Annotated in this window: 24 protein-coding genes and 1 pseudogene; 17 read left to right on the top strand and 8 right to left on the bottom strand. The window is 71.3% G+C overall.

Annotated features, from left to right (window positions below; all coding sequences use genetic code 11):
* Nucleotides 1-168 precede the first annotated feature (168 nt).
* Nucleotides 169-417 carry a DUF6296 family protein gene (locus ACH4RG_RS25540; protein ID WP_397925810.1) on the bottom strand — a complete coding sequence of 83 codons (249 nt, stop codon included), beginning with the start codon at nt 415-417 and terminating at the stop codon, nt 169-171.
* 197 nt (nt 418-614) lie between these two features.
* Here ACH4RG_RS25540 and ACH4RG_RS25535 point away from each other — a divergent pair, with 197 nt between their 5' ends.
* The 3 genes from ACH4RG_RS25535 (at nt 615) to ACH4RG_RS25525 (ending at nt 2,835) form a co-directional block, all read left to right on the top strand.
* A complete protein-coding gene (locus tag ACH4RG_RS25535; protein WP_397932605.1) occupies nt 615-1,430 on the top strand; it encodes a PepSY domain-containing protein in 816 nt (271 codons plus the stop codon).
* Between the two features lie 91 nt (nt 1,431-1,521).
* Nucleotides 1,522-1,929, top strand: coding sequence for a hypothetical protein (locus tag ACH4RG_RS25530; RefSeq protein ID WP_397932629.1), 408 nt, complete (start codon nt 1,522-1,524; stop codon nt 1,927-1,929).
* A gap of 93 nt (nt 1,930-2,022) precedes the next feature.
* Nucleotides 2,023-2,835 (top strand): hypothetical protein, encoded by an 813-nt coding sequence (locus ACH4RG_RS25525; protein WP_398540306.1) that lies wholly within the window; start codon nt 2,023-2,025, stop codon nt 2,833-2,835.
* Between the two features lie 468 nt (nt 2,836-3,303).
* Here ACH4RG_RS25525 and ACH4RG_RS25520 read toward each other — a convergent pair whose 3' ends face one another.
* The gene (locus ACH4RG_RS25520) at nt 3,304-3,540 is read right to left on the bottom strand and encodes a hypothetical protein (protein ID WP_397925665.1); all 237 of its coding nucleotides are present in this window, start codon (nt 3,538-3,540) and stop codon (nt 3,304-3,306) included.
* Nucleotides 3,541-4,542: 1,002 nt separating this feature from the next.
* On the opposite strand from ACH4RG_RS25520, the gene ACH4RG_RS25515 reads away from it, so the two are divergent.
* Nucleotides 4,543-4,914 (top strand): hypothetical protein, encoded by a 372-nt coding sequence (locus ACH4RG_RS25515; RefSeq protein ID WP_397925667.1) that lies wholly within the window; start codon nt 4,543-4,545, stop codon nt 4,912-4,914.
* Between the two features lie 503 nt (nt 4,915-5,417).
* Here the strand turns inward: ACH4RG_RS25515 and ACH4RG_RS25510 are convergent.
* From ACH4RG_RS25510 to ACH4RG_RS25500, 3 genes are all read right to left on the bottom strand, one after another.
* On the bottom strand, nt 5,418-6,719 hold the full coding sequence (locus tag ACH4RG_RS25510; protein ID WP_398540305.1) for a serine hydrolase domain-containing protein: 1,302 nt from the start codon (nt 6,717-6,719) through the stop codon (nt 5,418-5,420).
* Between the two features lie 122 nt (nt 6,720-6,841).
* A complete protein-coding gene (locus tag ACH4RG_RS25505; protein WP_397925670.1) occupies nt 6,842-7,345 on the bottom strand; it encodes a GNAT family N-acetyltransferase in 504 nt (167 codons plus the stop codon).
* Between the two features lie 81 nt (nt 7,346-7,426).
* Nucleotides 7,427-9,460 carry an ATP-binding protein gene (locus ACH4RG_RS25500; protein ID WP_398540393.1) on the bottom strand — a complete coding sequence of 678 codons (2,034 nt, stop codon included), beginning with the start codon at nt 9,458-9,460 and terminating at the stop codon, nt 7,427-7,429.
* A gap of 230 nt (nt 9,461-9,690) precedes the next feature.
* Between ACH4RG_RS25500 and ACH4RG_RS25495 the strand changes: the two genes are divergently transcribed.
* The 9 genes and pseudogenes from ACH4RG_RS25495 (at nt 9,691) to ACH4RG_RS25455 (ending at nt 18,285) form a co-directional block, all read left to right on the top strand.
* Complete coding sequence (locus ACH4RG_RS25495; RefSeq protein WP_397925672.1) at nt 9,691-10,401, top strand: alpha/beta fold hydrolase; 711 nt, start codon at nt 9,691-9,693, stop codon at nt 10,399-10,401.
* Nucleotides 10,398-10,613, top strand: coding sequence for a hypothetical protein (locus tag ACH4RG_RS25490; RefSeq protein WP_397925674.1), 216 nt, complete (start codon nt 10,398-10,400; stop codon nt 10,611-10,613). The genes ACH4RG_RS25495 and ACH4RG_RS25490 overlap by 4 nt, the downstream gene beginning before the upstream one ends.
* 108 nt (nt 10,614-10,721) lie before the next feature.
* The gene (locus ACH4RG_RS25485) at nt 10,722-11,261 is read left to right on the top strand and encodes a DUF6630 family protein (protein WP_397932601.1); all 540 of its coding nucleotides are present in this window, start codon (nt 10,722-10,724) and stop codon (nt 11,259-11,261) included.
* Nucleotides 11,262-11,428: 167 nt separating this feature from the next.
* Entirely contained in the window at nt 11,429-11,590 is a 162-nt protein-coding gene (locus ACH4RG_RS25480; RefSeq protein ID WP_018956403.1) for a hypothetical protein, read from the top strand.
* A 768-nt stretch (nt 11,591-12,358) separates the two neighbouring features.
* Nucleotides 12,359-13,711: an ABC transporter substrate-binding protein gene (locus ACH4RG_RS25475; protein ID WP_398540304.1), complete on the top strand. Its 1,353-nt coding sequence runs from the start codon at nt 12,359-12,361 to the stop codon at nt 13,709-13,711.
* 7 nt (nt 13,712-13,718) lie between these two features.
* A complete protein-coding gene (locus ACH4RG_RS25470; protein WP_397925680.1) occupies nt 13,719-14,687 on the top strand; it encodes a carbohydrate ABC transporter permease in 969 nt (322 codons plus the stop codon).
* A gap of 17 nt (nt 14,688-14,704) precedes the next feature.
* Nucleotides 14,705-15,658 carry a carbohydrate ABC transporter permease gene (locus ACH4RG_RS25465; protein WP_397925682.1) on the top strand — a complete coding sequence of 318 codons (954 nt, stop codon included), beginning with the start codon at nt 14,705-14,707 and terminating at the stop codon, nt 15,656-15,658.
* Nucleotides 15,659-15,822: 164 nt separating this feature from the next.
* Nucleotides 15,823-17,415 (top strand): annotated as a pseudogene (locus ACH4RG_RS25460) (glycoside hydrolase family 13 protein); the annotation flags it as partial.
* A 204-nt stretch (nt 17,416-17,619) separates the two neighbouring features.
* Nucleotides 17,620-18,285 carry a lysophospholipid acyltransferase family protein gene (locus tag ACH4RG_RS25455; RefSeq protein WP_397932599.1) on the top strand — a complete coding sequence of 222 codons (666 nt, stop codon included), beginning with the start codon at nt 17,620-17,622 and terminating at the stop codon, nt 18,283-18,285.
* A gap of 27 nt (nt 18,286-18,312) precedes the next feature.
* Here the strand turns inward: ACH4RG_RS25455 and ACH4RG_RS25450 are convergent, their stop codons facing one another.
* The gene (locus ACH4RG_RS25450) at nt 18,313-18,897 is read right to left on the bottom strand and encodes a DinB family protein (RefSeq protein WP_397925686.1); all 585 of its coding nucleotides are present in this window, start codon (nt 18,895-18,897) and stop codon (nt 18,313-18,315) included.
* 257 nt (nt 18,898-19,154) lie between these two features.
* On the opposite strand from ACH4RG_RS25450, the gene ACH4RG_RS25445 reads away from it, so the two are divergent.
* Complete coding sequence (locus ACH4RG_RS25445) at nt 19,155-19,952, top strand: VOC family protein (protein WP_398540303.1); 798 nt, start codon at nt 19,155-19,157, stop codon at nt 19,950-19,952.
* Between the two features lie 24 nt (nt 19,953-19,976).
* Here ACH4RG_RS25445 and ACH4RG_RS25440 read toward each other — a convergent pair whose 3' ends face one another.
* Together ACH4RG_RS25440 and ACH4RG_RS25435 are read right to left on the bottom strand one after the other, a co-directional pair.
* Complete coding sequence (locus ACH4RG_RS25440) at nt 19,977-20,825, bottom strand: endo alpha-1,4 polygalactosaminidase (protein WP_397925690.1); 849 nt, start codon at nt 20,823-20,825, stop codon at nt 19,977-19,979.
* Between the two features lie 259 nt (nt 20,826-21,084).
* Nucleotides 21,085-22,005, bottom strand: coding sequence for a LysR family transcriptional regulator ArgP (locus tag ACH4RG_RS25435; protein WP_397925692.1), 921 nt, complete (start codon nt 22,003-22,005; stop codon nt 21,085-21,087).
* A gap of 65 nt (nt 22,006-22,070) precedes the next feature.
* On the opposite strand from ACH4RG_RS25435, the gene ACH4RG_RS25430 reads away from it, so the two are divergent.
* From ACH4RG_RS25430 to ACH4RG_RS25420, 3 genes are all read left to right on the top strand, one after another.
* Nucleotides 22,071-22,682, top strand: coding sequence for a LysE/ArgO family amino acid transporter (locus tag ACH4RG_RS25430; protein WP_397925694.1), 612 nt, complete (start codon nt 22,071-22,073; stop codon nt 22,680-22,682).
* Between the two features lie 405 nt (nt 22,683-23,087).
* Nucleotides 23,088-24,032, top strand: coding sequence for a ScbA/BarX family gamma-butyrolactone biosynthesis protein (locus ACH4RG_RS25425; protein ID WP_397932592.1), 945 nt, complete (start codon nt 23,088-23,090; stop codon nt 24,030-24,032).
* Between the two features lie 12 nt (nt 24,033-24,044).
* Entirely contained in the window at nt 24,045-24,893 is an 849-nt protein-coding gene (locus ACH4RG_RS25420; RefSeq protein ID WP_397925698.1) for an NAD(P)H-binding protein, read from the top strand.
* Nucleotides 24,894-25,060 lie beyond the last annotated feature (167 nt).

Raw genomic sequence — 25,060 nt, 5'->3', positions numbered from 1 at the left:
CCGTGCCCGATCCTGTGGTTTCGCGCTCAGGTTACGTCCGAGGTGTGGCAATGTAAACACAATCGGGCGACGGGTGGGCATGAACGGAAGGGTGAGCTCGCGCGTGGACGTGCGCCCACCCCAGGGCGGGGCGCACCGCGCACGGTGCGCCCCGCCCTGGGGGTTCGGTCACGGCGTTCGGGGTGGGTCCTCGCTCAGAGGGCGGGCCAGCAGGGGAGTGCCGGGGACCTGGTGGCCGCCGCTGGCGAGCATGCGGACTTCTCCCCGGTCGCTGATCTCGGCGCGCACGATCCCCGTCTCGTCCTCGTACACCGGGAATCCGCCGGCTCCCAGTCGGTCGGTGAGCCGCACGCGGACCACGTCGTCCGCGGCTCCGGACAGCTCGAAGATGAGCTCGTAACACTCGGTGTGCACCATGTGATCCATGACGGCCTCCGGGCCGGGCGCGGAGAATACGGCCCTGCCGCCATTGTTTCGCACCCCGGCGTCCACCGCCCGGGGAGCGACGGCCAACGGGCGGACGCGCCCGGTCGATCGGGTGACTCCCCGGTAGGACAACATGACCGATGGCCCGAAGGGCTAGACATGCGTGCATGAGACTTGAGCCTCGACGAATGAACAGTGCCTCCTCCCGTTCCCGCACCCTCAAGACGGTCGGCGCCCTCGGCATGGCCGCCGCCACGGCCGTTCTGATGACCGGATGCGGTCAGAGCTCGGACAGCGCGACGAGCGCGGCCACGTCCGAAGCCGCGAAGGTCGTCCCGCAGAAGCAGACGACGTCGCCCTCGGCCAGTGCCCAGCTGACCCAGGACCAGCAGGAGCGGAAGAAGGTGCTCGACGCCACGAAGGTCACCTTCGACGACGCCGCCACCACCGCCGCCGGCGAGGTGGCCGGGGGCAAGCTGGTCGATCTGGACCTGGAGGGTGTGGACGACGACGACAAGGACCAGAGCCCCAGCCCGACGGGATCCGGCAGCCCCACGGGTTCGGCCAGCCCGACCGGTTCGGCCAGCCCGACCGGCACCGCGAGCCCGAGCGGAACCGGCACCTCCAGCCCGAGCGCGAGCCCGGGCTCCGAAGGCCCGGTCTGGGTCGCGGAGGTCGCGGAGAAGGACGGCACCGTCCACACCGTCCGGATCAACGCGGTCGACGGCAAGGTGATCGAGGCTCGGGTCGACGCGGATCAGGACGCGGACGACAAGAAGCAGACGGCCGCCCGGCTCGCCCAGGCCACCCAGACCCCGCAGCAGGCCGCCAAGGTCGCCACCGAGAAGAAGAAGGGGACGGTCACCTCCGTCGGCCTCGACGACAGCGACGGCAACAGCGTCGTGTGGCAGGTCGACGTGGTCGGCTCGGACTGGAAGAAGACGACCTTCGACGTGGACGCCAAGAACGACACCATCGTCCGCGAGGAGACCGACAACGACTGACCGCCGCCCCACCTGACCCGCGAAGGGGTGCGCCGGACGCCCGGCGTACCCCTTCCGTCCTCCAACCGCGGGACAACCCAGCAAGCACCACCTGATCTGTGACGGACGCGGCACCCCGCTCAAGGTCGTCATGACTGCCGCGAACGTCAACGACGTCACCCGGACGCTCGCCCTGGTCGACGGGATCCCGCCCGTCGCGGGCCGCCCGGCCGGCCCCGCCGTCGGCCCGACACGCTGCTCGGTGACAAGGGCTACGACTCCAACCCGAACCGGGACGCGCTACGCAAGCGACGAATCCTGCCTCGTCTCGCGCAAGGGCTGCCCGAACCTCAAAGGGATGCGCAAGCTCCGCTACGTCGTCGAGCAGATCTGCGCCCTGCTCCACCACTTCAAGCGTCTCGCCGTCCGCTGGGAACGCCACACCGAACTCCACGACGCCTTCGTCTCCCTCGCCTTCAGCCCGATCTGCTGGAGACGCCTCAAGACGACCCGCACATGATCGTGTTACGAGCTCTTAACCGTGCAGGTCAGGAGCTTGCCCTGTCCGAGGGCCGGAGTCGTGGCGGTAGGACTCACCTGCTTGGATTCCGGCATGACGGATTGGGCGCAACTCAGCCATGCCCACGGCTCGGCGCACGACATACCGGTGCTGCTGGACCAGATCGCTTCGGACCCGAGCCCCGAGCGTTGGAACGATCTGTGGACGGCGCTCTGCCATCAGGGCAGTGTCTACTCGGCCAGCTTCGCGGCCTTGCCATGGCTGGCCGACGTAGCCGGCCGCGATGACCGGGAGCAGGCGGTCAGCGCCTTGAATCTGGCGGGTGCGATCGTGGCGGGCTCTGACCAGCCGCACGGGGCCGGCGACGTCCGCGCCCAGCACGCTGCGGAGGTCGAGACCTTGCTGGTAGTGGTGAACGAACACCTCCGGACATCGTCCGATCGGAACGAGTACGCCTATCTCCTGGAATCCATGCTGAGCTTCGAGGGCGTCGTGAGCTGGGGCGAAGAACTCGCCTGGGGCCTCGTCATCGAGGAGTACGAGGTCTCCTGTCCTGGCTGCCAAGCCAACCTGTTCGTCGTTGTCGGCGAGCGCGGATTCTTCTCCACGAGCGGTGACTACGCGCTGTCGGAGGATGACGTCGAGACGACGCCCCTGCGTCCCGCCAGTCCTGCGGCCATGGATGGCATCGGCCGCCGGCTCCACGACATCGCCCTCGCCGACGGGCACCAAGACGTCGCCTGCGCGATGACCTACGTCTTCGGCGAGGCGACGTGCCCGGACTGCGAAACCGGCTTCTCCGTAGCGGATCAGTGCCGATGGGTCCGCCACACACTGAACAGGTCCAGAAGAACAGAGGTGCCTTCGCCGAACCGGGCTCTGGTGCCTCCGGTCGATGGGTTCTGACGGGAGAGAGCCGTCGCCGGGAGCTCACCGCATCTCCGTGTTCAATAGGCGGCCTGTCGGCAGGCGTGCGGGCACCACCGTCGGGCTGCTGAGGCCGGCTGCACGGGGGTGCGGCAGAAGCCGCATGTCGGGCCCGCAGGTAGGCGGGCTGGAGGTGGTCGGCCTGGGCGAGGCGGACCATGAAAGTCTCGATGCTTTCGCGGTCCAGCGGCCGGATCTGGCGCGGGAGGTGGGAAACGGCGTCAGGGGCGCTGGAAGACGCCGCGGTGCCATCGACAGCGGCTCTGCTGGCCGCGACCCGGAAGCGGGATGAGAAGTTCCCCCGGCCCGGGGGCGACAGCGAGGTCGGCCCCGACGCCGAGTAGGCCTCTCCCCGGGCCCACGCGCAGCGCGAAGCCCCCGACCGCAGCATGGTCGGGGGCTTCGCACGCGGTACAGCGCCAGCACGGTGGCGCCGCGCACCTGTCCTCAACAGGGCTGGGCGGCCCCCTCATCGTTGGTGAAGACGGCGAGGATGAAGCTCCACAGCTCTTTGGCACGGGTTCCGACGTCACGCAGGCTTCCGTAGGCGGCTTGGGCGTCCCGCCCGGCCTTGGTCGCGCCACGCAGCACTTTGGAGACCTTGTCGCCGGCCTGGCCCAGGCTCTCGAGAAAGTCCAGGCATGAGGACACCAGGGTGGGGTTGGGGTTCTTGCGATGTGCCACGAACAGTCTCCTAGTGCGGGATGCGGTGTGCTGCCCCACTGTGGCACTGAGCACTGGCACGTGGGGCGGAAACGCGACACCCTCACCCGAACCGGGCAGGGGGCGGACGGGTCGTCAGGCCGGGGCGATGACCTTCACCAGGTCGGTCCGCCACAGGATGACCTGGAACGTGCTGTCCCCGTACCAGCCTGTCCCGCCTCACGCGACGGCAAGCCGTGGGTCTTCCTTCATCCACCGGTCCAGTTCTTCACGGTGCCCTGGGCGAATCTCGTACGGAGCGTGGTGCGACCCCGTAGGGCCAGGCGACGCCGCCTTTGTCGTCGGTGCCGAAAATGGGCTTGGCTCGGGTCTCGCTGACAGCCACTGGTGCCCCCTGCTGGTGTGTGTGGGCCGAGCGTACGGGCACCCCCTGACAATCCGGGACGGCCTACAGCGTTGGTACGTACAAGCCGGCGGCGGCCCCGATGTGTGGTTCGGGTGGCGCGGGTGTCGCAGGAGTGGGGAGCCAGCTCGAACACGCCACCGATTTTGTGGGCGATGACGGTCCAGCGGATCCGAACCTCACCAGGGTCGTAGCCGTCGGGATGCTGTTCGTGCTGACCGTCCGCGTACTCGCCGACCCACATGGCCCATGGCCTCAGGGCGGTGATCTTCGGCGAGGTGGCCTGGTACATACGTCATAGTCCCTGGCCGGCGTACGGACGGTGGCTTCGGGCGGTCGGCTGGCAGAGGGCCACATCGCGCGGAGGACCAGGACGCGTTCGTACTTGGGCTCGCCCGCGGGCCGGTCTGTCCAGGCAGGGAAGTGAGTGGTCACGATCGCGTTGTCGCCGGAGTCGACGTGACGTGCTTCTGGGTCCAGTCGGCGGCCTGCTGGAAGACGTCGGGCTTCGCCGAAGCCTTCGAACGAGATGGTGGACAGCCTCGCGCTGAAGCTCATGATCACCGGTCACCGAACAAGACACGCCCCCTCTCCGACACAGTCTCCGCGAAAGTGAATTCATGGGCTGCACGGACTACGAGGCGGACGTCGACTCCAGCGGCGATTTCCGCAGCAGGGACGGCCTCAGCACCCGGGACGCGGGGAATCTCGGTGCCACCGAGATAGCGCTCGCGTGCACGTGGAGCCATCCGTACGAAGGCAAGAAGAACGACCTGCGGGAAGCTGACGTCCGGTACAACACGTCGGACTACGATTCCCGGAGGTGCAGCGGGTGGAGGACGCCTCGTGGCAGGCGGAAGCGCGGCGCGCTCGTCCGGTTCCCGCCGGCCCGCACGCGGCTGGATTTCGACCAGGCGATGGTGGCCATCGCGGCGGACGGGACGTTCACCGCGCGCATACTCACTCGTCCCGCAGCAACCGTGCGCGCCTGAGCAAGCACCGTATCTGTGAAGCCGTCCCGGAGAAGAAGGAGCGGGCCGCCAACCGGAAGAAGAAGGGCAGGGAAGGCGGTCCAGCGGTCCCTGGCGGGTGGAGGACGGCTGCACCGACTGCGGACGCGACGCAGTCCACGCCTACGCCCGCCGGAAGTGGATGACCCAGCAGAAACGCCGGCCGGATATCTGACCGCCGTACTGGGCAGGGTCGGGAATGCGCTGTCTGCGGCTCTCAGCTCGCCCGGGACCGCCCTGACCTCCGTGTGGTCGTCCACCCACGTCTCGACGACCAGGTCGTCTCCCAGAACCGACCCCCCCACACCAGCTCTCGATCGGATCAGGAGCCTGCGGGTGGGCCGTCTCCGCTCCGACCCCGAACCACGGTGGCAAGACCCGCCAAGCGCCTCCGCTGTCCAGCACATGGATGATCACCGCGAACAGCTGTTCATCAGAGGCGTCGTACGTCGCACCGCCCTGCGCCCGCACCTTCGACGGCGGGATCAGTGCGCGGTTCCCGGCTTCCGGCGGTCGAGCAGTCGGCAGACGAAGCCCTCCTGGAGTTCGCGGAGCCTGGCCAGCAGCCGGGGGTTCGTCGAGCTGTTCACCTGGGACGCGAGGGAGACGGTCAGCGACCGCTTGCCGTCCTTGGTCCCCGCGGCGAACTGCGTGTAGCCGGGGAAGTTGCCGGTATGGCCGTATACGGTGCCGCAGCGCGTCGTGTACGAGAACACCGCGAGACCGGCCCTGTTGCGCCCGGGGCCGGCCGGTTCGGAGCTGCCTTCCACGAAGGACAGCTGCTGCCGGCGGACCTCGGGGCCGAGGCCCAGCCCACCGGCGTAGCCCCGGATGAAGGCTCCCAGGTTCCGGGGTGTGGAGACGATGCCGCCCGACGCCCACACGCCCGACGCGCCGAGCACCGTGCTGACGTCCTCGGGCGCGTTCGGCGGGTCCACCACGTAGCCGTGCAGATAGGGCTCGGGCAGCCGGTAGCCCTGCGGGAGGCTGGTGTCGCGCAGGCCGAGCGGCCGGTACACGAGCTCGGCGAGGAGCTGCTCGTACCGCCGGCCCGTGGCCGCCTCGGCCATCAGCGCCACGGCGATGTTGTCGGAGTTGGAGTAGCGGTACGCCGAGCCCGGCTCGAACCGCAGCGGGTCCCCGGCGACGTAGTCCAGCAGGCGGCGTGAGTCGAAGCGCCGGCGTGGGTCGGCCGTCAGCTCGGCGATGAAGGCCGGGGCCTCGGTGTAGTCGGGCAGCCCGCTGGTGTGGTTCAGGAGCTGACGGAGCGTCACCCGATGCCAGGCGGCGGGGAGCCGGGGCAGCCGCCGACCGAGGGTGTCGTCCAGGCCGAGCGCGCCCCGCTCGGCGAGCTGCAGGGCGACCGAGCCGCTGAAGGCCTTCGCGGTGCTGGCGATCCGCATGTGGTCGGTGGTCCTGGGCGGCCGCCCGGTGCCGAGCTGCGACGTACCCGCCCGGTACACCTCGCTCCGGCCGCCCGCCGTGAGGACGGCGATGGCGCCGGGCGGCCCTCCCGGAGTGTCCACGAGCGCCTGGAGTCCCCGCCGCAGCTCGGGGCCGACCGGCCCGTGCGGGCCGTCGCCGCCCCCGCCGGCGTGGGCCGGGCCGGACATCAGGCCGGCAAGCGATGCGGCCGTCAGGGCCGCGACGACGGCTCCTCGCCGCCCGGACCGACCACGGGGGCGGGGGAGCGGGGCGTCAGGGCGAGAAGGTACGGACACGGGGGCCTCCTCGAGGCGGTGGGCGTCGGGCGGTGCGGTGGCGTCCGCTCCCGCGAGCCCCAGCATCGGGCGGCCGGACGGGGCTCGCCCCCGAGGTGGACCATCCGGCCGATCCCCGCCACACTGCCGGTGCCGGGCAGCGCACCGGCCACGCGACCGCTCCCCGCCCCCCTCCTTCAAGGTGATGCTCAGAGGATCGGGGGAGCGCCCCGGCTCAGATCCAGGACGTACCGCCGCCCGGGACGGTCGCCGAACATGACGTCCTCCAGCGGCTCGAACCCCGAGCGCGCCAGCACCGCGCGCGATCCCGTGTTGTCCAGCGTCGTCTCCGCGCGCAGTGCGGTGAGCCCGTAATCCCGGGCCGCCAGGACGCAGACCTGATGGACCGCCCAGGTGGCAAGCCCGCGCCCGGCGGCCTTCTCCGCTATGCGATAGCCCAGCTCGGCCGAACCCTCCCGCACATCGACGAGGTTGATCCGGCCCAGGACGCCGCCGTCGTCATCCTCGATGACGTGGAAGTGGAGCAGCCCCGCGTCCTGCTCGGCGAGCAGCTCACGGTGCCGTTCGGCGAACGCGGCGAAGTAGTCGTCGCCCCGGTCGGGAATGGACGCGGCGAAGTAGGCCCGGTTCTCCCGCTCGAAGGCGAGCAGAGCCTCGGCGTGGTCGGGACGGAGCCTGTTGATGGACGTCATACGGGGATGCTAAGTGGTGTCCCGTCGGGGTGTTCGGTGTCCAGCGGCTGCCTCCGGTGTCCGGCGTCCGGGCGGCTCGGGCTATCCGGGATGTCCACGCTCCAGCGCGTGGGCCAGGCCGCGTTCGGCGTCGTCGGCCGAGGCGCGCCGGTAGGCCCGTTCGTACGCCGAGTCGCCCGCGACCTGCCGGGCCCGGAGCTCCCACTGCTCGCGGATCGCCCCGAGCTCCGGGGTGCCCCGGTGCGGGTGGCCGATCATGCGCCAGTACGTGTGCCCGGTACCGGAGGCGCGGGCCGCGGCCACACCGTTCCCCTGCGCGGCGATGGATCCGGCGAGCAGATCGAGGCCGAGTGCTATGCCGAGGCTGTCGTGGAGCTCGTGCTTGCTCGCGAGCATCGCGCGAGCGTGGCTCTCGGCATGGCGGGGGCGGCCCTGGAGAAGGTGGATGAGGGCGAGTTGGTGATCGGCGTACGCCCGCGCCCAGTGCTCGCCGAACCGCAGGCTGATCCGCTGGAGCCGCATGGCCTCCTCGTATGCCTCGTCGAGCCGGCCGAGCGCCGACAGGGCGAACAGACGTATCACCCGGCAACGCAGCTGTGAGGGGGCGTCGGCCGGGTCGCCGCCGTGGTGGCTCAGCGCGCGGTCGCTGACGGCGTACGCGGTGAGCGGTTGCCCCATCATCAGATACGTGAAGCTCATGGAGTGGGCCGCGAGCAGCACCGCCTCCGGGTTCTTGTCGCGGTGTGCGGCGTGCCGGCACTCCTCGCCGGTGCGGCGCGCCGCCTCGTGTTCGCCCTGCAGGGTCAGCGTGATGCCCAGGGCCCACAGCGCCCGGGTGCGGTGAGGGCCGGCGGAGAGAGGCAGGGCGAGCACCCGCTCCAGGTACGTACGGGCCTGGTGCAGATGGCCGCAGCAGCTCCAGAAGAGTCCCGCGCAGCCGGCCATCTCCATCGCCATCTCCGGGTCCTCGGCCAGCAGATGGTCCAGGGCCGCGCACAGGTCCGCGTGGGTGTCGGCGATCCGGTGGTACCAGAGGACCTGCGACGGCCCGAGCCAGCCCGCGTACGCCTGGACGGCGACATGGGCGAAGTGCCGGGCGTGCCGGTCCGCGAGGAGCGCGTCCTCCGCCAGCTCGGCCAGCCACATCGCCCCGTACTCACGCAGCGTGTCCAGCATGCGGTAGCCGTCCCCGGTCCGCCGGAGCACGGACTGGTCGGCCAGACGTTCCAGGGCCGGGGCGACGGCCCCGGCGTCCAGCGGCCCGCCCGCGCACACCGCCTCGGCGTCCGGGGTGGTGATGACGTCGCGGAAGACGGAGAGCCGTGCCCACAACAGCCTCTCCAGCGGTGCGCAGAGCTCGTGGCTCCAGCCGATGGTGGTGCGCAGGGCCCGGTGGCGGCGGGGCCAGACGGTGTCGTCGGTGAGCTCGTCCATACGGGAGGCCAGCCGGCCGGTGATCTCCTGCGCGCTGCTCTCGCGGAGCTGGGCGCAGGCGAGTTCGACGGCGAGCGGTATGCCGTCGAGCCGACGGCAGATCTCGGCGACGGCGGCCGCGTTCCCGGGGGCGTCGAGCGAGAGGGCCGGGGCGACGACTGCCGCGCGCTCGTGGAAGAGCCGGACAGCCTCGTCACCGTCGTCGCCCGCGGAGAGCGGGGGCACCTCGACGCTCTTCTCGTCCGCCGCGCCCAACGGCTCCCTGCTGGTGGTCAGGACCGTCAGCCCCGGGGCCGAGGCGAGCAGTTCGGTCACGAGCCGCCCGCAGGGGCCGACGATTCGCTCGCAGCAGTCGAGAACGAGGAGCAGCCGCCGACCGGACAGCCATTCACCGAGTGCGGTCACGGGCCGGCGGGGGCTGTGGTCCAGAAGCCCGACGCCGTCGCAGACCGTGGTGGCGAGCAGTTGCTCGTCATGCAGATGGGCAAGGCCGACCCACCAGACGCCGTCGGCGTAGCGGTCGCGGGCACGCTCGGCGGTGCGCAGGGCGAGCCGACTCTTGCCGACCCCGCCGGGGCCGGTGAGCGTGACCAGCCGATGGTCTCGAAGTGCCCGTTCGACGCTGACCAGTTCGTTGTCGCGTCCGACGAAGCTGGTCGTCACGACGGGGAGGTTGCCCATCACGGGGACATCCTGCCTCGCGGCGGCCCGCCGCCTCCGTGCATAGCGAAAAACAGTCAGAAACGGCCGACAATGCATCCTGTTCGATCGGTAAGTGGCTTAGATCAGAGAGAAGGTGGTGTGCCCGCGCTCCGACGCCCCGGTCCGGTGCTGCGCAGACAGCGAAGCGCCGACGGCTGACGGAACGGCGGCCGGGAGGCCTTGTCGTACCCCTGCGCTACGTTGCTGGCATGAGGCAATTCGTACTGGTGGCAGGGGCCTGGCTCGGCTCGTGGGCGTGGCGCGACGTGGAGCCCGGACTGCGCGCGGCCGGTCACGGGGTCCACCCGCTGACCCTGTCGGGCCTCGCGGACAAACGGGAAGCGGCGGCCGGGCAGCAGACCCACGTCCGGGACATCGTCGACGCGGTTGAGCGCCTGGACCTTCGGGACGTGGTGCTGGTCGGCCACAGTTATGCGGGCATTCCGGTCGGGCAGGCCGCCGAGCGGATCGGTGACCGGCTCGCCCGCGTCGTGTTCGTCGACGCCGACGTTCCGGCCGACGGCGAGTCCTTCGTCTCCGGCTGGCCGGACGGCCGGGCCGGCGTCGAGGCCGCCATCGCCGCCAACGGGGGCTTCTGGCCGCCGCCGGCCGCCGCCGACTGCGCGGACCAGGGTTTCACCGATGAACAGCTCGCCCGGTTCCTCGACGGCTCGACACCCCACCCCGGTGCCACGCTCACCGGTCCCGCCGTGCTGGCCCGTTCCCCGGGCCTGCTGCCCGCGACGTACGTCACGTGCCTGCTCGACCGGCCCGAGCCGAGCCCCGAGGTGGCCGAGCTGCTGGCGGGCGAGCGGTGGCGGCTGGTCACGATGGACACCGGCCACTGGCCGATGTTCTCGCAGCCGGCCGAGCTCGCCCGCGTCCTGTTGGACGCCGCGGGGACGGACGCCCGACGATGACGGCCTCACCCCGCCCGGAGCGGCGCTCCCCGGACGAAGCGGCCACGGAGCACCCGGAGATCACCTACATCGGATGCGCGCGCTGCGGCACCCTGATCGCGGGTCTCGACGGGCGGTACGCCTGTTCGGGCTGCGGCTGGGTCAACGAGTGGACCGAGGGCCACCGGCCCCTGCCCGAGGCCCGGCGGCGGCGCTCGGCGGACACGACCTAGCTGGAGCACGCCCCCCGCCCCGGCGTCCGGTCTCACTCCGCGCCCAGCCTCCCGATCCCCCTCCCGCGCCTTCCGGCGCCCCCATCCATCCTTTGAGGAGTGCACGACATGTCCGACCCGCACGACGCCGACGCGATCCGCGCGGCCCTGGCCGAGATCGCCTCACTGCTCGCGCCCGCGCGCCCCGCCGTGGCCGAGGAGGTGCTGAGCGCCCACGACCGCCCGCACGACTACGTGAGCGCCTTCGGGGACCGCCTGGAGGGGCGGGGTGTCGACGAGCCGGTGGACAACCTCGCCTGGATCGCGCTCATCGACGCCCTCGCCGCACACGGTCTGCTCGCGGAGTTCGACTGGAAGGAGGACGCGCGGGAGATCCGGGCCCAGCTGCGCAAGCTGGAATCGAGGCCCTCCGTGGATCCGTGGGTGCTCTTCGAGGCCGAGGAGACCCTCCTGCCGACCGAGCAGTTCCTGCACGCCTGCGGACGCCGTTACCGGGAGATCGGTGCGGCGCTGGCCGTCCTCGACATCGAGTCCGACTGCTATCCGGTGGTGGGACTGCGGGCGGCCCGTGCCGACGAGCTGACGGCGCTCGCCGCCCGCGCGGGCTTTCCCGTGCAGCACCTCGGCGCCGACCGTCGCAGCCGGTGACCGAGCCGCCGCCCGCGCCCCCTGGGACGGGACGCTGTTCCAGCAGGTGCGGCAGGGTCCGCCGGCCGGAATGGAATCGCGGCCGCCGCCGCCCACCACGTACACTCGCCCCCGCCTCCGCCGACCGGCAGAGGTTTTTCGCACCAGACCACCGGGAAAAAAATCGCATGAGTTCCGCAGACAGCACCGAAGCACCGATCTACGCCGGCCTCGTGGAGGAGCACGGCGATGTGCCCGCCGAGGTACGCAGAGTGGCCGAGGAGGTCCTGCGCGAGGCCGACCGCGCCATCGACTTCGGCACGGTACGAACGGCCGCCGCGGCACGCTGAGGGCCGCTCGGGGTCCGCAGGCCGGAACCCCCCGGCCGCAGCCGCCTCGCGGCGGCCATGCCCATCACGGGACGATAAGCGTCCTGCAACTATTGCCATATTCTTGCGTTCGTGACGCGATGGTTTGCTGAGCAACCGTCGTCAGTGGAAGCGGGTGAGGCTGCGGTAGGCCGGGCGTTACGACATCACGCCCGATGCCACCGCGGCCCCCGGCCCCCCGTCGCGACCGCCCGGCGGCCGTGCTTCGGTGAGCGGTCCACGCAGGCGCGTGGAGAGCGCTCCCAGCCGGCCGTCGAGGGCGGCGGGCGGCAGGGCCGACACCGCGCGCGTCGTCGGCCGGGACTTCGCCCACCGGGCGGTTTCTCACCCGGTTCCCCATGGTGGCCCACGCCCTGCGGTCGACGCCCGCGCTCGTCGGCATCTCTGGCGGGGCGTCGCGCGCCCCGCGGTACGTCACCCGTCGGAGACCGCCGCACCTCCCATGCCCCGGGGCTCCCGCCGCCCGTCCGCTGCGGTGGGGGCGGCGGCTGGTCCTGTCCCCGTCCCGCACGACGCCACGCGGTCCACGGGTGACCCCTCGTACGGGGTTCACCTCCTTGGTTCTCCACGATTTCGTCCGTCGGTGCGGCCTGCGCGTACAAGGACTGTCAAGGATTTACGAAATCAACGCGACATCTTGCGGACATTCGTCGGCGGTGGTTGAGTGTGGCTCGCCGCACAGCTCGGGGCTGTGGGCTTCCCGCACTCCTGCCCTAAAGGGGTCCACCGATGAGAAGTTCTGTTCTTCGTCGTACCTGCGTCACCGCCGTCGCCACCGCACTGACCGTCATGGGCCTGGCCGCCTGCAATTCCGGGAGCGACAGTGCCTCGGACGGCAAGACGCGCATCACGGTCAACTGCTGGCCCCAGCCGAGTGCGAAGATCGACCACCAGCGGTTCGACGAGGACGTCAGGACGTTCGAGAAGCAGAACCCCGACATCGACGTCACCGCGCACGACGCCTTCCCCTGCCAGGACCCCAAGACCTTCGACGCCAAGCTGGCCGGCGGCCAGATGGAAGACGTCTTCTACACGTACTTCACCGACACCGAGCGCGTCGTCTCCATCAACCAGGCAGCGGACATCACCGAGTACGTCAAGGACCTCAAGGCGTACAAGGACATAGCCCAGCCCCTGCGCGACGCCTACACCGTCGACGGCAAGATCTACGGCATCCCGCGCACCAACTACTCCATGGGCCTGCTCTACAGCAAGCCGCTCTTCACCAAGGCCGGACTCGACTCGAACAAGCCGCCGGCCACCTGGGAAGAGGTACGGGCCGCGGCCAAGAAGATCGCCGCCCTCGGCGACGGCACCGTCGGCTTCGCCGAGTACAGCGCCCAGAACCAGGGCGGCTGGCACTTCACCGCCTCGATCTACTCCCAGGGCGGCGCGGTCGTCAGCGAGGACGGCAAGAAGGCCACGGTCGACACCTCCGAGGGCAAGGCCGTCCTGCAGAACCTCAAGGACATGCGCTGGCGCGACGACTCCATGGGCGCCAAGCAGCTGCTCATCATCAACGACACCCTCCAGATGATGGGTTCCGGCAAGCTCGGCATGTACCTGGCCGCCCCCGACAACGTCCCGCGCATCGTCAAGGAGGCCGGCGGCACGTACGAGGACCTCGCCTTCGCCCCGATGCCCGGCGGCAAGGGCAACCTCATGGGCGGCGACGGCTACATGTTCAACAAGAAGGCCACCCCGGAGCAGATCAAGGCCGGACTCAAGTGGCTGGAGTGGACCTTCCTCACCCCGGGCCAGGGCTACATGAACGACTACGCCCGCGCCGCCGAGGACAAGTCCCCGGTCGGTCTGCCCGAGCCGAGGCTCTTCACCGGCGCCACCGACGCCAAGGACCAGGAGCTGAAGAAGGCGTCCGCCAACGTCCCGGTCGCCAACTACCAGGCCTTCATCGACGGTGGCCAGCAGCTCGACATGAAGCTGGAGCCCAAGCACGGCCAGCAGATCTACGCGGTCCTCGACGGCGCCGTCTCGGCGGTCCTGACGAAGAAGGACGCCGACATCGACGCCCTGCTGAAGGACGCCCAGTCCAAGATCGACGGAATCCTGGCCCGGGGCTGAGAGAGCCATGAAGACCACGTCCCAGCCCGCGGCGCAAGCGGTACCGCGGTCCGCCGGCACGACGCCTTCCCCGGGGGACGCGCGCCCGGCGGGCCGCGGGCCACTGGGCCCGCTGCGCAGGAAGATCGCCGACCAGGCCACCGCCTACGGGTTCCTGATCGGCGGCCTGCTCTGCTTCGTCCTGTTCTCCTGGTACCCGGCCGTCCGGTCGGTGATCATCGCGTTCCAGAAGTACACCCCCGGCTCCGACCCCGAATGGGTCGGCACCGCGAACTTCACCCGGGTCCTCCAGGACCCCGAGTTCGCCGCCGCCTGGCGCAACACGCTCACCTTCACCGTGCTCGCCCTGGTCATCGGGTTCGCCATCCCGTTCGTCATGGCCCTCGTCCTCAACGAACTGCGGCACGCCAAGGCCTTCTTCCGGGTCGTCGTCTACCTCCCCGTGATGATCCCGCCGGTGGTCAGCGCCCTGCTGTGGAAGTGGTTCTACGATCCGGGCGCGGGCCTGGCCAACGAGGTGCTCGGCTTCCTCCACCTGCCGACGTCGAACTGGACCAACGGCGCCGACACCGCGCTCGTCTCGCTCGTCGCCGTCGCCACCTGGGCCAACATGGGCGGCACCGTCCTCATCTACCTCGCCGCCCTCCAGGGCATCCCCGGCGAGCTGTACGAGGCCGCCGAGCTGGACGGCGCGTCCGTCTGGCAGCGCGTCCGGCACGTCACGATCCCGCAGACCCGCTTCATCATCCTGATGCTGATGCTGCTCCAGGTCATCGCGACGATGCAGGTGTTCACCGAACCGTTCGTCATCACCGGCGGCGGCCCGGAGAACTCCACCGTCACGGTGCTCTACCTGATCTACAAATACGCCTTCCTCTACAACGACTTCGGCGGCGCGTCCGCCCTCAGCGTGATGCTCCTGCTGGTGCTCAGCGCCTTCTCCGCCCTGTATCTGCGACTCACCCGCACCGACTGAGAGGAGCGCCGCCCGCCATGACCCGGACAGCTCCGCCCCCGGTACAGAAACCGCCCACCGTCCGCGCCAGGAAGTCCGGAGACCCCCCGGTCGACCGGTCGCCACGTACCGTCATCTCGCCGCTGGCGCTGGCCGGAAGACGCGGCAAGGTCGCCTACTGGTCGGTGTTCGCCCTCGTCGTCCTGCTCTTCGCGTTCGCGTTCCTCTTCCCCGTGTACTGGATGGTCACGGGCGCGATGAAACCGCCCGAGGAAGTGGTGCGCACCCCGCCCACCCTCGTCCCCGAGCAGTGGCGGGTGAGCGGCTACACCGATGCCTGGGACCTCATGCGGCTGCCGACCCACCTGTGGAACACGGTCGTTCAGGCGACGGGCGCCTGGGTGCTCCAGATCGTCTTCTGTACGGCCGCCGCCTACGCCCTGTCCAAGCTCAAGCCCGCCTTCGGCAACATCATCCTCGGCGGCATCCTCGCCACCCTCATGGTCCCCGTGCAGGCCCTCGTCGTACCGAAGTACCTCACCATCGCGGACATGCCGCTGATCCACGTCAACCTCCTGAACGACCCGCTGGCCATCTGGCTGCCGGCCGTCGCGAACGCCTTCAACCTCTATCTGCTCAAACGGTTCTTCGACCAGATCCCGCGCGACGTCCTGGAAGCCGCCGAGATCGACGGGGCGGGCAGGCTCCGCACCCTGTGGTCCATCGTCCTGCCCCTGTCGAGACCCGTCCTCGGCGTCGTGTCGATCTTCGCGCTGGTCGCCGTGTGGCAGGACTTCCTCTGGCCCCTGATGGTCTTCTCCGACACCGACAAGCAGCCGATCAGCGTGGCACTGGTGCAGCTCTCGCAGAACGTCCCGCTGACCGTGCTGATCGGGGCCATGGTCATCGCGAGCATCCCGATGGTCCTCATGTTCCTGGTCTTCCAGCGGCACATCATCGCCGGAATCAGCGCCGGCAGCACAAAAGGCTGACCGCGCCGGACGGCACCACCTGCGCCGCCCACCCGGACCCGCCGCCGTCCCCGGCCTTCCCGCCCCGCTCCGGGGGCAGCGGCGTCAGAACCTCCTGTCCTCTGTCGCGCGGACCGGCCCACATCCCGCCGGCGACCGCGCCCCGCCCGAAAGGAACCCGCCTCATGGAAGGCAGCCAGCTTGCCGCCGACGACTGGTGGCGCTCGGCCGTCATTTACCAGGTCTACGTCCGCAGCTTCGCCGACGGCGACGGCGACGGCACCGGCGATCTGACGGGCGTGCGGTCCCGGCTGCCCTACCTGGCCGAACTCGGCGTCGACGCCCTGTGGTTCACCCCCTGGTATCTGTCCCCGATGGCGGACGGCGGGTACGACGTGGCCGACTACCGGGCCATCGACCCCTCCTTCGGCGACCTCGCGGAAGCCGAGAAGCTCATCGCGGAAGCCCGCGAGGCAGGGATCCGGACCATCATCGACATCGTTCCCAACCACGTCTCCGACCAGCACGTCTGGTTCAGGGCCGCCCTGGCGGCGGGCCCCGGCAGCGCGGAGCGCGAACTCTTCCACTTCCGGCCCGGCCGCGGCGAACACGGCGAACTGCCCCCCAACGACTGGGAGAGCGAGTTCGGCGGGGTGCCCTGGACCCGTGTCGAGGACGGCGAGTGGTACCTCCACCTCTTCGCCACCGAGCAGCCCGACCTCAACTGGGCGCACCCGGCCGTACGCCAGGAGCACGAGGACGTCCTGCGCTTCTGGTTCGAACGCGGCGTCGCCGGGGTGCGCATCGACTCCGCCGCCCTCGTCGCCAAGGACCCGGCGCTCCCGGACCTCGACGGGCACCCGGGGCCCCACCCGTACATCGACCGGGACGAACTGCACGACATCTACCGGGGCTGGCGGGCCATCGCCGACGCGTTCGGCGGCGTCTTCGTCGGCGAGGTGTGGCTGCCCGACTCGGAGCGCTTCGCCCGCTACCTCCGCCCCGACGAACTGCACACCGCCTTCAACTTCACTTTCCTCAGCTGCCCCTGGGACGGCGCACTGCTGCGCCGTGCCATCGACGAGACCCTCGCCGAACACGCCCCCGTCGGAGCCCCCGCCACCTGGGTCCTCTGCAACCACGACGTCACCCGCACCGTCACCCGCTACGGCCGCGAGGACACCGGCTTCGCCTTCACGGCCAAGGCGTTCGGCGTCCCCAGCGACCTGGAGCTGGGCACCCGCCGCGCCCGCGCCGCCGCCCTCCTCTCGCTCGCCCTGCCCGGCTCCGTCTACCTCTACCAGGGGGAGGAACTGGGCCTGCCCGAGGCCGACGTACCGCTGGACCGCGTCCAGGACCCGATGTACTTCCGCTCCCAGGGCCGGGCCCCCGGCCGCGACGGCTGCCGCACCCCGCTGCCCTGGGCGGCCGGCGAACCGTTCGCCGGTTTCGGCTCCACCGCCGAACCCTGGCTCCCGCTCCCCGCCGACTGGCCGGACCGCGCGGCCGACCTCCAGGCGCGGGACCCCCACTCCATGCTGGCCCTCTACCGCGAGGCCCTGCGGCTGCGGCGCGCCCTGACCGCGCTGCACACCGCACCGCTGCGCTGGCTGAACGAGGAGCCCGGCCTCCTGATGTTCACCCGCGGTGAGGGCCTGGTCTGCGCCGTCAACCTCGCCGGGGAACCCGCCCGGCTCCCCTCCCGCACGGAGGTCCTCCTCACCAGCGGCCCCCTGGACGCCGAAGGCCGGCTGCCCCGGGACACGGCGGTGTGGCTGGCCCTCCGAACCCGTACGAACACGGTCCGGGGCGTCCCCGCTGCGCCCCGATCCGGGGGCGATCGCCGGAGGGCCTGAGTACCCGCACTCAGGCCCCCCGCCCCGGCCGCCACGACGATGAGGGTGTGGCGGGCGAAGCCGGGAGAGGCGGACCCCGCACCGCCGTCACCACGACGGCCCCGCCCGCCGAACCCCGGGAGAACCGTGCTCAGCCGCATCGCCGCCGCCGTCGTCCCCTCGCTCGGACGACTCACGGTCACGTCCGACCACGCCACGGCCCCGGCCGCCGGCAGCATCATCGTCGCCAACCACACCTCCCTGGCCGACCCGGGCATCGTCCTCGCCGCACTGCTTCGCCTCGGCGTCGAACCCGTCGTCATGGCCACCGCGGGACTGTGGCGCATACCGGTCCTCGGGCGTCTCCTGGAACGCGGCGGTCACGTGCCCGTGCACCGGAACACCGACCGGGCGGCGGCCGCCCTCGACGCGGCGGCCGTCGCGCTCGGGGACGGCCGGCAGCTGCTCATCTACGGCGAAGGACGGCTGCCCTGCCGCACGGACGCGGCGGAGGCTCCGCCGGAGAGCTTCCGCAGCGGCCTCGCCCGTCTCGCGCACGCGTCCGGCGCGCCCGTCGTCCCGCTCGGCCAGGCGGGAGCCCGCCGGGTGACTTCCGGCACCTGCGTCAAGCAGATCTCGGGGCTCCTCACCGCTCCGGCCCGCCGCCCCCGGCTCCACGTCCACGTCGGCGCCCCGCTGTGTCTCCCGCAGGACGTCGAGGCGGCGACCGCCACGGCCCGCGAAGCCGTCACCGCGGCCTGGCGCACCGCCGCGCACCACCTCGGCGAACCCGCGGCGCTCGCCGGACGCTGAACGGCGACGGAACCGGGTGAGGAGCGGCTACCCGGCCTCCCGCGCCACCTGCTCCAGGCGCTGCCGGTACTCCTCCCACCACGCGCGGTCGCCCGGCGGCATGTTGTCGGTGCCGGACCGCAGTCCGACCGTCCCGTCGACGAGCTCCCGGACGATGTCGGCGTGGCCGGCGTGCCGCTGGAGGTCGGCGATCACGTGGACCAGGACCTGGTGCAGCGTCACGCGGCCCCGCTCACCGGGCCACCACCGGACGTGCCCGACCGCGTCGAGCGGCAGTTCGGCGATCGTGGCGTCCGCGTGCTCCGCCACCCGGCGGTAGAGGGCGAGGATGTCCTCGCGCGACTCGTCGGCGGTCGCCCACATGTCCTGGTTCGGCTCGGCGTCGTCCCCGAAGGCGGGCGGCGTCTCGCCGAACGGCCGACGGAACGTCTCGCCGAAGTAGCCCAGCTCCACCCCGGCGGCGTGCTTGACCAGCCCGAGGAGATTGGTGCCGGTCGGCGTCACAGGGCGCCGGGCGTCGTACTCGGAGAGCCCTTCGAGCTTCCAGAGCAGGGCGTCGCGAGCGGCCCGCAGATAGTGCTGGAGGTCAGCCTTCGGCTGCGAGTCAGTCATGTGGGCAGTCTGTCACCGAGCACTGACGAACGATCCCCGCCCAGGGGCGGCCGGGGTGTGCGCACCGCACCGTTCCGGGACACGGCCCGGGTGGCGGCGGCGACCCCGGCGGCGTAGGTATGGAGGCGTGCCGCTCCGGAGGACGACCGACGCCACGGAGCGCATGGGCCTGCGAAGGCCGGTGACCAGCAGGCCCACCCGCCGGACCGGCGTCCTCGTCCGGCGTCTCACCACCGGGGACGAGGAGACGGATCCCGATGACCGCGGCAGAGCAGAGCACCCCGGTGCACGGGGTTCCGTGCTGGGTCAGTCTCATGACCCCGGACGTGCGGGCCACCCAGCACTTCTACGAGACCGTCCTCGGGTGGACCTTCCGCTCCGGCACCCTCGGCGAGGGCTTCACCGTCGCCCACCTCGACGCCCTGCCGGTCGCGGGGATCGCCCGGATCGCCCCCGGTCTGCCCACCGCCGTCTCCTGGACCCCGTACTTCGCCGTCGATGACGCGGACGCCACAGCGGCACGGGTCCGGGAACGGGGCGGCACCATCGCCGTCGGCCCGATCCGGCTGGGCCCCGGGCGGGGGGCCGTGGCCGCCGACCGGGAAGGGGCCGGATTCGGCTTCTGGGAAGGCCGGACCCCGCCCTGGTCGTTCGGCCGCGCCGATCCGCCCGCCTCCATCGAACTGCGGACGAGCCACGCCTTCGACTGCGCGATCTTCTATGCCGAGGTGTTCGGCTGGGCCTCCGAGGAACCCGGCGGCTGCGAGGTCGGCTACGCGTACGGACAGGACGCGGTCGTCGTACGGCAGGGCGGCCGCACCGTGGCCACCCTGCGCGGCGGCGGCGACGCCTCGTCCCCCGACCCCCGGCTGCGTCCGCGCTGGCACGTCCGGTTCCCGGTCGCGGACCTGGAAGCGGCCACCGAGGCGGCCCGCGCGGCGGGCGGTACGGCGGGCCCGCTGGTGGACTCGCCCGCCGACGGAACCGAAGTGGTGATCAGGGACCCCGACGGCGGCATCTTCACCGTCTGCGCCCCCTCGCCGGACACCCTCTGAGCTCCCCGCCCCGGAGAGCGCCCTTCAGCAGGTGCGGAACACGTACCCCGGCTGTCCGGCCGGCCGGACGTCGAGATCCCGGCGCACCACCGAGACCTTCGCCCCCACGGACGAACACGCCCGCGCGAAGTCGTCGTCGGCGTACTCGACGACGAACACCCTGTCGCCGTACGCGGAGGCGTAATCTTCGCACTCGCCGTACCGGCCGCACTCCTCGGCGACGGCGAAGTCGAATCCGATCGACCCGCGCTGCTCCAGCAGATCGGTGGTGTTCTTCTGGCCGATCGCCAGCCCGGCGGCGTGCGCGCGGTCGGCCAGGAGCTTCGCGAACGCCGCGTTGTGCGCCCGGGTCAGCAGGCCTTTCGACCGTTCGTAGGAGTCCAGGTTGTCCGGCTCCACCGCCTGGAAACCGGACTTCGCGCAGCCGTCGACCCAGCCCCCGACGATGTCCGCCAGCCGGGTGCGCTTGTCCGCGGTCGAGGTGTCGAGCAGCGCCTCGCCCCACTCCTCGTCATTGACCAGGTCGCCGTCGCCGTCGCGCAGCAGCAGATCGGGGTCGTCCTTCTCCCACCGGTCCAGCGCGTCGGGCTGGGTCTGGAAGGCGTTGACGTAACAGACGTTGTACAGGCCTTCGGCCGGCTCGTCGCTCCGGTCGCGGGAGACCGCCCCGACCCCGGCGGGCGGGGTGTACGCGCCGCCGATCTGGTAGTCGAAGGTCACGTCGGCCTCGGGCGGCACGACCTCGGGCACCGACCCCGAGGCGAAGGCGTTGGCCAGCAGCAGTCCCGCTCCCGTCGCGATCGCGACACCGCCGGCCAGACCGGCGAGCGTGCTTCGGCGGCGGAGGAACGGACGGACGGCGGGCTGGGACATGGGTGACTCCGGTGCGTGGGTTTCGGAACCTGCTCCCCCATCATGGACGGCCGATCATGAGCGAACCGCTCGCGCCCGCCCGAAGCCGGAGCCGTGGTCGAGAACGACGTCCCGGATGTGCCGCAGGGGCGCCAGCGCACCGACACTCTCGCCGAGCAGGTCCCAGCCCCGCGGCATGACCGGGGCGGCACTCGGCTCGCCCGGCCCGATCCGGTCGAAGACGCCCGACCGCACCGCCGATGCCGGACGGGAGCGTCGGTCAGTCCGGCCAGTCGCCGTCGAGTGCCTCGGCGGCCTCCGCCGCCACCGCCTCGGCGACGGCCGCCAGGGCTGCTGACTCGAGCTTCCACTGCTGCCAGTACAGCGGGACGTCCACGGTGTGGTCCGGGGCGAGCCGCACCAGCCGGCCATCGCTCAGCAACGGCTCCGCCTGGACCTCGGGCACCATGCCCCAGCCCATTCCCGACGCCACGGCGTTCGCGAACCCCTCCGACGTGGGTACCAGGTGGCGGCGGGCGCTCGGCCGGGGGCCGGGGCCGAGCCGGCGCACGAAGGCGTCCTGAAGATCGTCGCGCCGGTCGAAGCCGATCACCGGAGCGTCGCCGATCAGCTCCCGCAACGCGACGCCCTCCTGCCGCCCCAGCCACCGGTCGGCGAAACCGGGACTGGCCACCGGCAGATACCGCATGCGGCCCAGTCGGCGGACCGAGCAGCCCGTCACGGCCTCCGGCGACGAGGTCACCGCGGCCATCGCCAGCCCCTCCCGCAGCAGGGTGGCCGTATGGTCCTGGTCCTCCCGGCGCAGCTCGTAGCAGAGTCCCAGCTCCTCCGGCACGCGCCGCAGGGCGGGCAGGAACCAGGTCGCCAGCGAATCGGAGTTCACCGCGATCGGCAGGAGCGTCGGCTCGCCCGGACCGGACATCCCGAGCGCCGCCTGGGCGTCGTGCTCCAGCCTGGCCAGCTGGCGGGCGAAGCGCACCACCACCTCACCGGACTCGGTGGGCCGCACCGGCTTCGTGCGCATCAGCAGTACCCGGCCCGTGCGCTGCTCCAGCGCCTTCACCCGCTGGCTGACCGCCGACGGCGTCAGGCGCAGGGCGTTCGCCGCCGAGTCGAAGGTGCCCTCGTCGACCACGGCCAGCAGGGTCCGCACCTGATCGAGAGGAAGCTCGGACATCATGGCTGCTAATGATACGTAAGAATCTTTAGCTGGACACCGTGATCTCTCGCTCATAGCGTCGCCGCATGACGAACGCCCTGACCACCGCAGCCGCCGGGTTCGGCACCGGCCTCTCGCTCATCGTCGCCATCGGAGCCCAGAACGCCCTGGTGCTGCGCCAGGGCGTCCGCCGCGACGGCGTGCTCGCGGTGGTCGGGATCTGTGCCCTCTCCGACGCGGTGCTCATCGCGCTGGGGGTCGCCGGCGTCGGCGCTCTCGTCGTGGCCTGGCCGGCGGCGCTGACGGTGGTGGGGCTGCTCGGCGGGGTGTTCCTGATCGGCTACGGTCTGCTCGCCGCGCGCCGGGTCCTGCGGCCGTCGGCCCTGCACGCGGGGGACGCTCCGGGCGTCTCGCGCCGGGGTGTGGTGCTGACCTGCCTGGCGATGACCTGGCTCAACCCGCACGTGTACCTCGACACCGTGTTCCTGCTCGGGTCCGTCGCCGCGGACCGAGGGCCGTTGCGCTGGACCTTCGGCCTCGGCGCGATCCTCGCCAGCGTGTGCTGGTTCGCCGCGCTCGGGTTCGGTGCCCGGCTGTTGAGCGGAGTCCTCGCGCGGCCCTCCGCGTGGCGCGTGCTGGACGCTCTGGTCGCCGTGACGATGATCGGCCTCGGCGCGAAGCTGGCGCTGAGCGCCTGAGCGCCTCCCGTGCCCAGCGGCCTCCCTGGACGCTCCACGCGTCCAGGGTCGAGGGCGCTCGCCCGGCGTACCATGCCATGATCGCCATCTTTCGACAGGATCGGTGCCATGGAAGCGTGCAACGGGCCGTCGTTCCCGCCCTGGACAGGGTGCGTCCGCTCGAGCTCGGAATCCCGGGCCGAGTGCGGACAGGTGGGCGGGAAAAGGGAGTTGATACGGCTTTTTGCGCGGTCGGCGCCCGGGGGATTTTGGCATTCGTCGCGGCCCGGAAGACGCATTTCCGGGATGTCCGGGGCGTGGGGCCTCGTTCGGACATGGAGAAAATAACCGACTATTCTGTATCTTGTCCTACCAGTACGCGCATCGCAGGAACGGCTCGCCACTACATGACCCCTGGGGGGAGTTATGCCCGAAGCAGCAGTCTTGATCGATCCGGTGCCGACTATGGACGTGGAGGCCGAGGTGGTGCATCCCGTAGGGATCGACATGGTGCACCGGACCAGACCGGAGGACGCGTTTCCGCGGAACTGGATACGCCTGGGACGCGACCGGTTCGCGGTGGAGGCGGTTCTTCCGCACGACCATCCCTTCTTCGCTCCGGTGGGTGACGACCGGCACGATCCGCTGCTGGTCGCGGAGGCGATGCGGCAGGCGGCCATGCTCGCCTTCCATGCCGGGTACGGGATCCCGCTCGGCTACCAGTTCCTGATGACGGGACTGGACTACGTCTGCCATCCGGAGCATCTGGCGGTGGGGGGCGCGCCCACCGGGATCGACGTGGAGGTGTTCTGCTCCGACCTGAAGTGGCGGGGCGGGCTCCCGGCGCAGGGGCGGGTCGGCTGGGCGGTGCACCGGGACGGTCAGCTCGCCGCGACGGGGATGGGGGTGACCCGGTTCAGCACTCCCCAGGCGTACCGGCGGATGCGCGGCGACGCCCCGGCAGAGGGTATATCCATACCGGACACCGTGCCGGTTCCGGCCGCCCTCGCGGGCCGTGCCCGCGTCGAGGACGTGGTGCTCTCGGGGACGGGGCAGGACGGGGTCTGGGAGCTGCGCGTGGACACCCGGCATCCCACCCTTTTCCAGCGCCCCAACGACCATGTCCCGGGCATGCTGTTGCTGGAGGCTGCCCGCCAGGCGGCGTGCCTGGTGGCAGGGCCCGCCGGCATCGTTCCGGTGGAGGCGAGCACTCGGTTCCACCGGTACTCCGAGTTCGGCAGCCCGTGCTGGATAGGGGCGGTCGTCCTGCCGGGGGAGGGCGAGGATACGGTGAAGGTCCAGGTGACAGGGCGTCAGGACGACGAGACGGTCTTCTCCACGGTCCTGTCCGGCCCCCGGGTCGACGGCTGAGAGGTTGCTCGAGTGATTCTCGTGACGGGTGCGACCGGAGCGGTGGGCCGTGAGGTCGCCGGACAGCTCGCGGAGGCCGGCCCCGTACGGATCCTCGCGCGCCGTCCCGAGCGGCTCGCGGTGCGGGGAGCGGGGGTCGAGGTCGTCCGGGGGGAGTACGGGGACCGCGCCGCTCTCGACCGGGCACTGCGGGGCGTCGCCTCGGTGTTCCTGGTGACGAACAGCCCGACGGAGCCCGACGACGAGCGGGTCGCCGCGGCGGCGTCCGCGGCAGGCGTACGCCATCTGGTCAAACTGTCCATGATGGCGGTGGAGGAGCCGGGCGCCGACGACTTCATCACCCGGCGTCAGCGGGAGAACGAACAGGCGATCAGGGATTCGGGGGTCCCGTGGACGTTCGTGCGCCCCAGGACGTTCATGTCCAACACTCTTTCCTGGGCCCCCGGCATCCGGTCGGCGGGAGTGGTGCGCGCCCTGTACGGCGACGCTCCCGTAGCGTGCGTCGACCCGCGCGACGTCGCCGCGGTGGCCGTCGCCGTTCTCACCGGCCCGGGGCACGGGGGCAGGGCGTACGCCGTGTCCGGCCCGGAGGCGATCACCGCGCGGGAGCAGACGGCCCAGCTCTCCCTGGTGCTGGGGCGGCCTTTGCGCTTCGAGGAACTGGGCGTGGACGCCGCGCGTACGGCCCTGCTGGCGAAGTATCCGCCGCCCGTCGCGGAGGCCTTCCTGCAGAGCGCGGAGCGGCAGCGGGCGGGAGCGAAGGCGTCCGTGGTCCCCACGATCCAGGAGTTGACGGGCCGTCCGGCGAGGCCGTTCCGCCGCTGGTCGGCCGAGCATGCGGAGGCTTTCGCGCCGGAATAGGGCCGCTTCGCGGGAGAGAGGAGAGCCTTTTTCCTTGCGGGCGGCAGACAAGCGCGACTGCGCACGTATTCTTTTTTCCGGTCCGCTCTCACGGCGAGCGGTGGACGCGGTCCCCGAAGAGGGCCCGGAATCACTGCCGTGATCATCGGTACTCCCAAAAGACGACC

Origin of the sequence: Streptomyces sp. NPDC021019 (assembly GCF_044333295.1) — a bacterium.
GTDB lineage: Bacteria > Actinomycetota > Actinomycetes > Streptomycetales > Streptomycetaceae > Streptomyces.
The sequence above is the reverse complement of the archived record's forward strand: the minus strand, read 5'-3'. Positions and strand labels throughout refer to the sequence as shown.

Excerpts from the sequence above, each read along its gene's own strand:
- ACH4RG_RS25540 (WP_397925810.1), bottom strand. The coding sequence starts at position 417 with ATGGTGCACACCGAGTGTTACGAGCTCATCTTCGAGCTGTCCGGAGCC.
- ACH4RG_RS25535 (WP_397932605.1), top strand. The coding sequence starts at position 615 with ATGAACAGTGCCTCCTCCCGTTCCCGCACCCTCAAGACGGTCGGCGCC.
- ACH4RG_RS25525 (WP_398540306.1), top strand. The coding sequence starts at position 2,023 with ATGACGGATTGGGCGCAACTCAGCCATGCCCACGGCTCGGCGCACGAC.
- ACH4RG_RS25515 (WP_397925667.1), top strand. The coding sequence starts at position 4,543 with ATGGGCTGCACGGACTACGAGGCGGACGTCGACTCCAGCGGCGATTTC.
- ACH4RG_RS25510 (WP_398540305.1), bottom strand. The coding sequence starts at position 6,719 with ATGCTGGGGCTCGCGGGAGCGGACGCCACCGCACCGCCCGACGCCCAC.
- ACH4RG_RS25505 (WP_397925670.1), bottom strand. The coding sequence starts at position 7,345 with ATGACGTCCATCAACAGGCTCCGTCCCGACCACGCCGAGGCTCTGCTC.
- ACH4RG_RS25500 (WP_398540393.1), bottom strand. The coding sequence starts at position 9,460 with ATGGGCAACCTCCCCGTCGTGACGACCAGCTTCGTCGGACGCGACAAC.
- ACH4RG_RS25495 (WP_397925672.1), top strand. The coding sequence starts at position 9,691 with ATGAGGCAATTCGTACTGGTGGCAGGGGCCTGGCTCGGCTCGTGGGCG.
- ACH4RG_RS25490 (WP_397925674.1), top strand. The coding sequence starts at position 10,398 with ATGACGGCCTCACCCCGCCCGGAGCGGCGCTCCCCGGACGAAGCGGCC.
- ACH4RG_RS25485 (WP_397932601.1), top strand. The coding sequence starts at position 10,722 with ATGTCCGACCCGCACGACGCCGACGCGATCCGCGCGGCCCTGGCCGAG.
- ACH4RG_RS25480 (WP_018956403.1), top strand. The coding sequence starts at position 11,429 with ATGAGTTCCGCAGACAGCACCGAAGCACCGATCTACGCCGGCCTCGTG.
- ACH4RG_RS25475 (WP_398540304.1), top strand. The coding sequence starts at position 12,359 with ATGAGAAGTTCTGTTCTTCGTCGTACCTGCGTCACCGCCGTCGCCACC.
- ACH4RG_RS25470 (WP_397925680.1), top strand. The coding sequence starts at position 13,719 with ATGAAGACCACGTCCCAGCCCGCGGCGCAAGCGGTACCGCGGTCCGCC.
- ACH4RG_RS25465 (WP_397925682.1), top strand. The coding sequence starts at position 14,705 with ATGACCCGGACAGCTCCGCCCCCGGTACAGAAACCGCCCACCGTCCGC.
- ACH4RG_RS25450 (WP_397925686.1), bottom strand. The coding sequence starts at position 18,897 with ATGACTGACTCGCAGCCGAAGGCTGACCTCCAGCACTATCTGCGGGCC.
- ACH4RG_RS25445 (WP_398540303.1), top strand. The coding sequence starts at position 19,155 with ATGACCGCGGCAGAGCAGAGCACCCCGGTGCACGGGGTTCCGTGCTGG.
- ACH4RG_RS25440 (WP_397925690.1), bottom strand. The coding sequence starts at position 20,825 with ATGTCCCAGCCCGCCGTCCGTCCGTTCCTCCGCCGCCGAAGCACGCTC.
- ACH4RG_RS25435 (WP_397925692.1), bottom strand. The coding sequence starts at position 22,005 with ATGATGTCCGAGCTTCCTCTCGATCAGGTGCGGACCCTGCTGGCCGTG.
- ACH4RG_RS25430 (WP_397925694.1), top strand. The coding sequence starts at position 22,071 with ATGACGAACGCCCTGACCACCGCAGCCGCCGGGTTCGGCACCGGCCTC.
- ACH4RG_RS25425 (WP_397932592.1), top strand. The coding sequence starts at position 23,088 with ATGCCCGAAGCAGCAGTCTTGATCGATCCGGTGCCGACTATGGACGTG.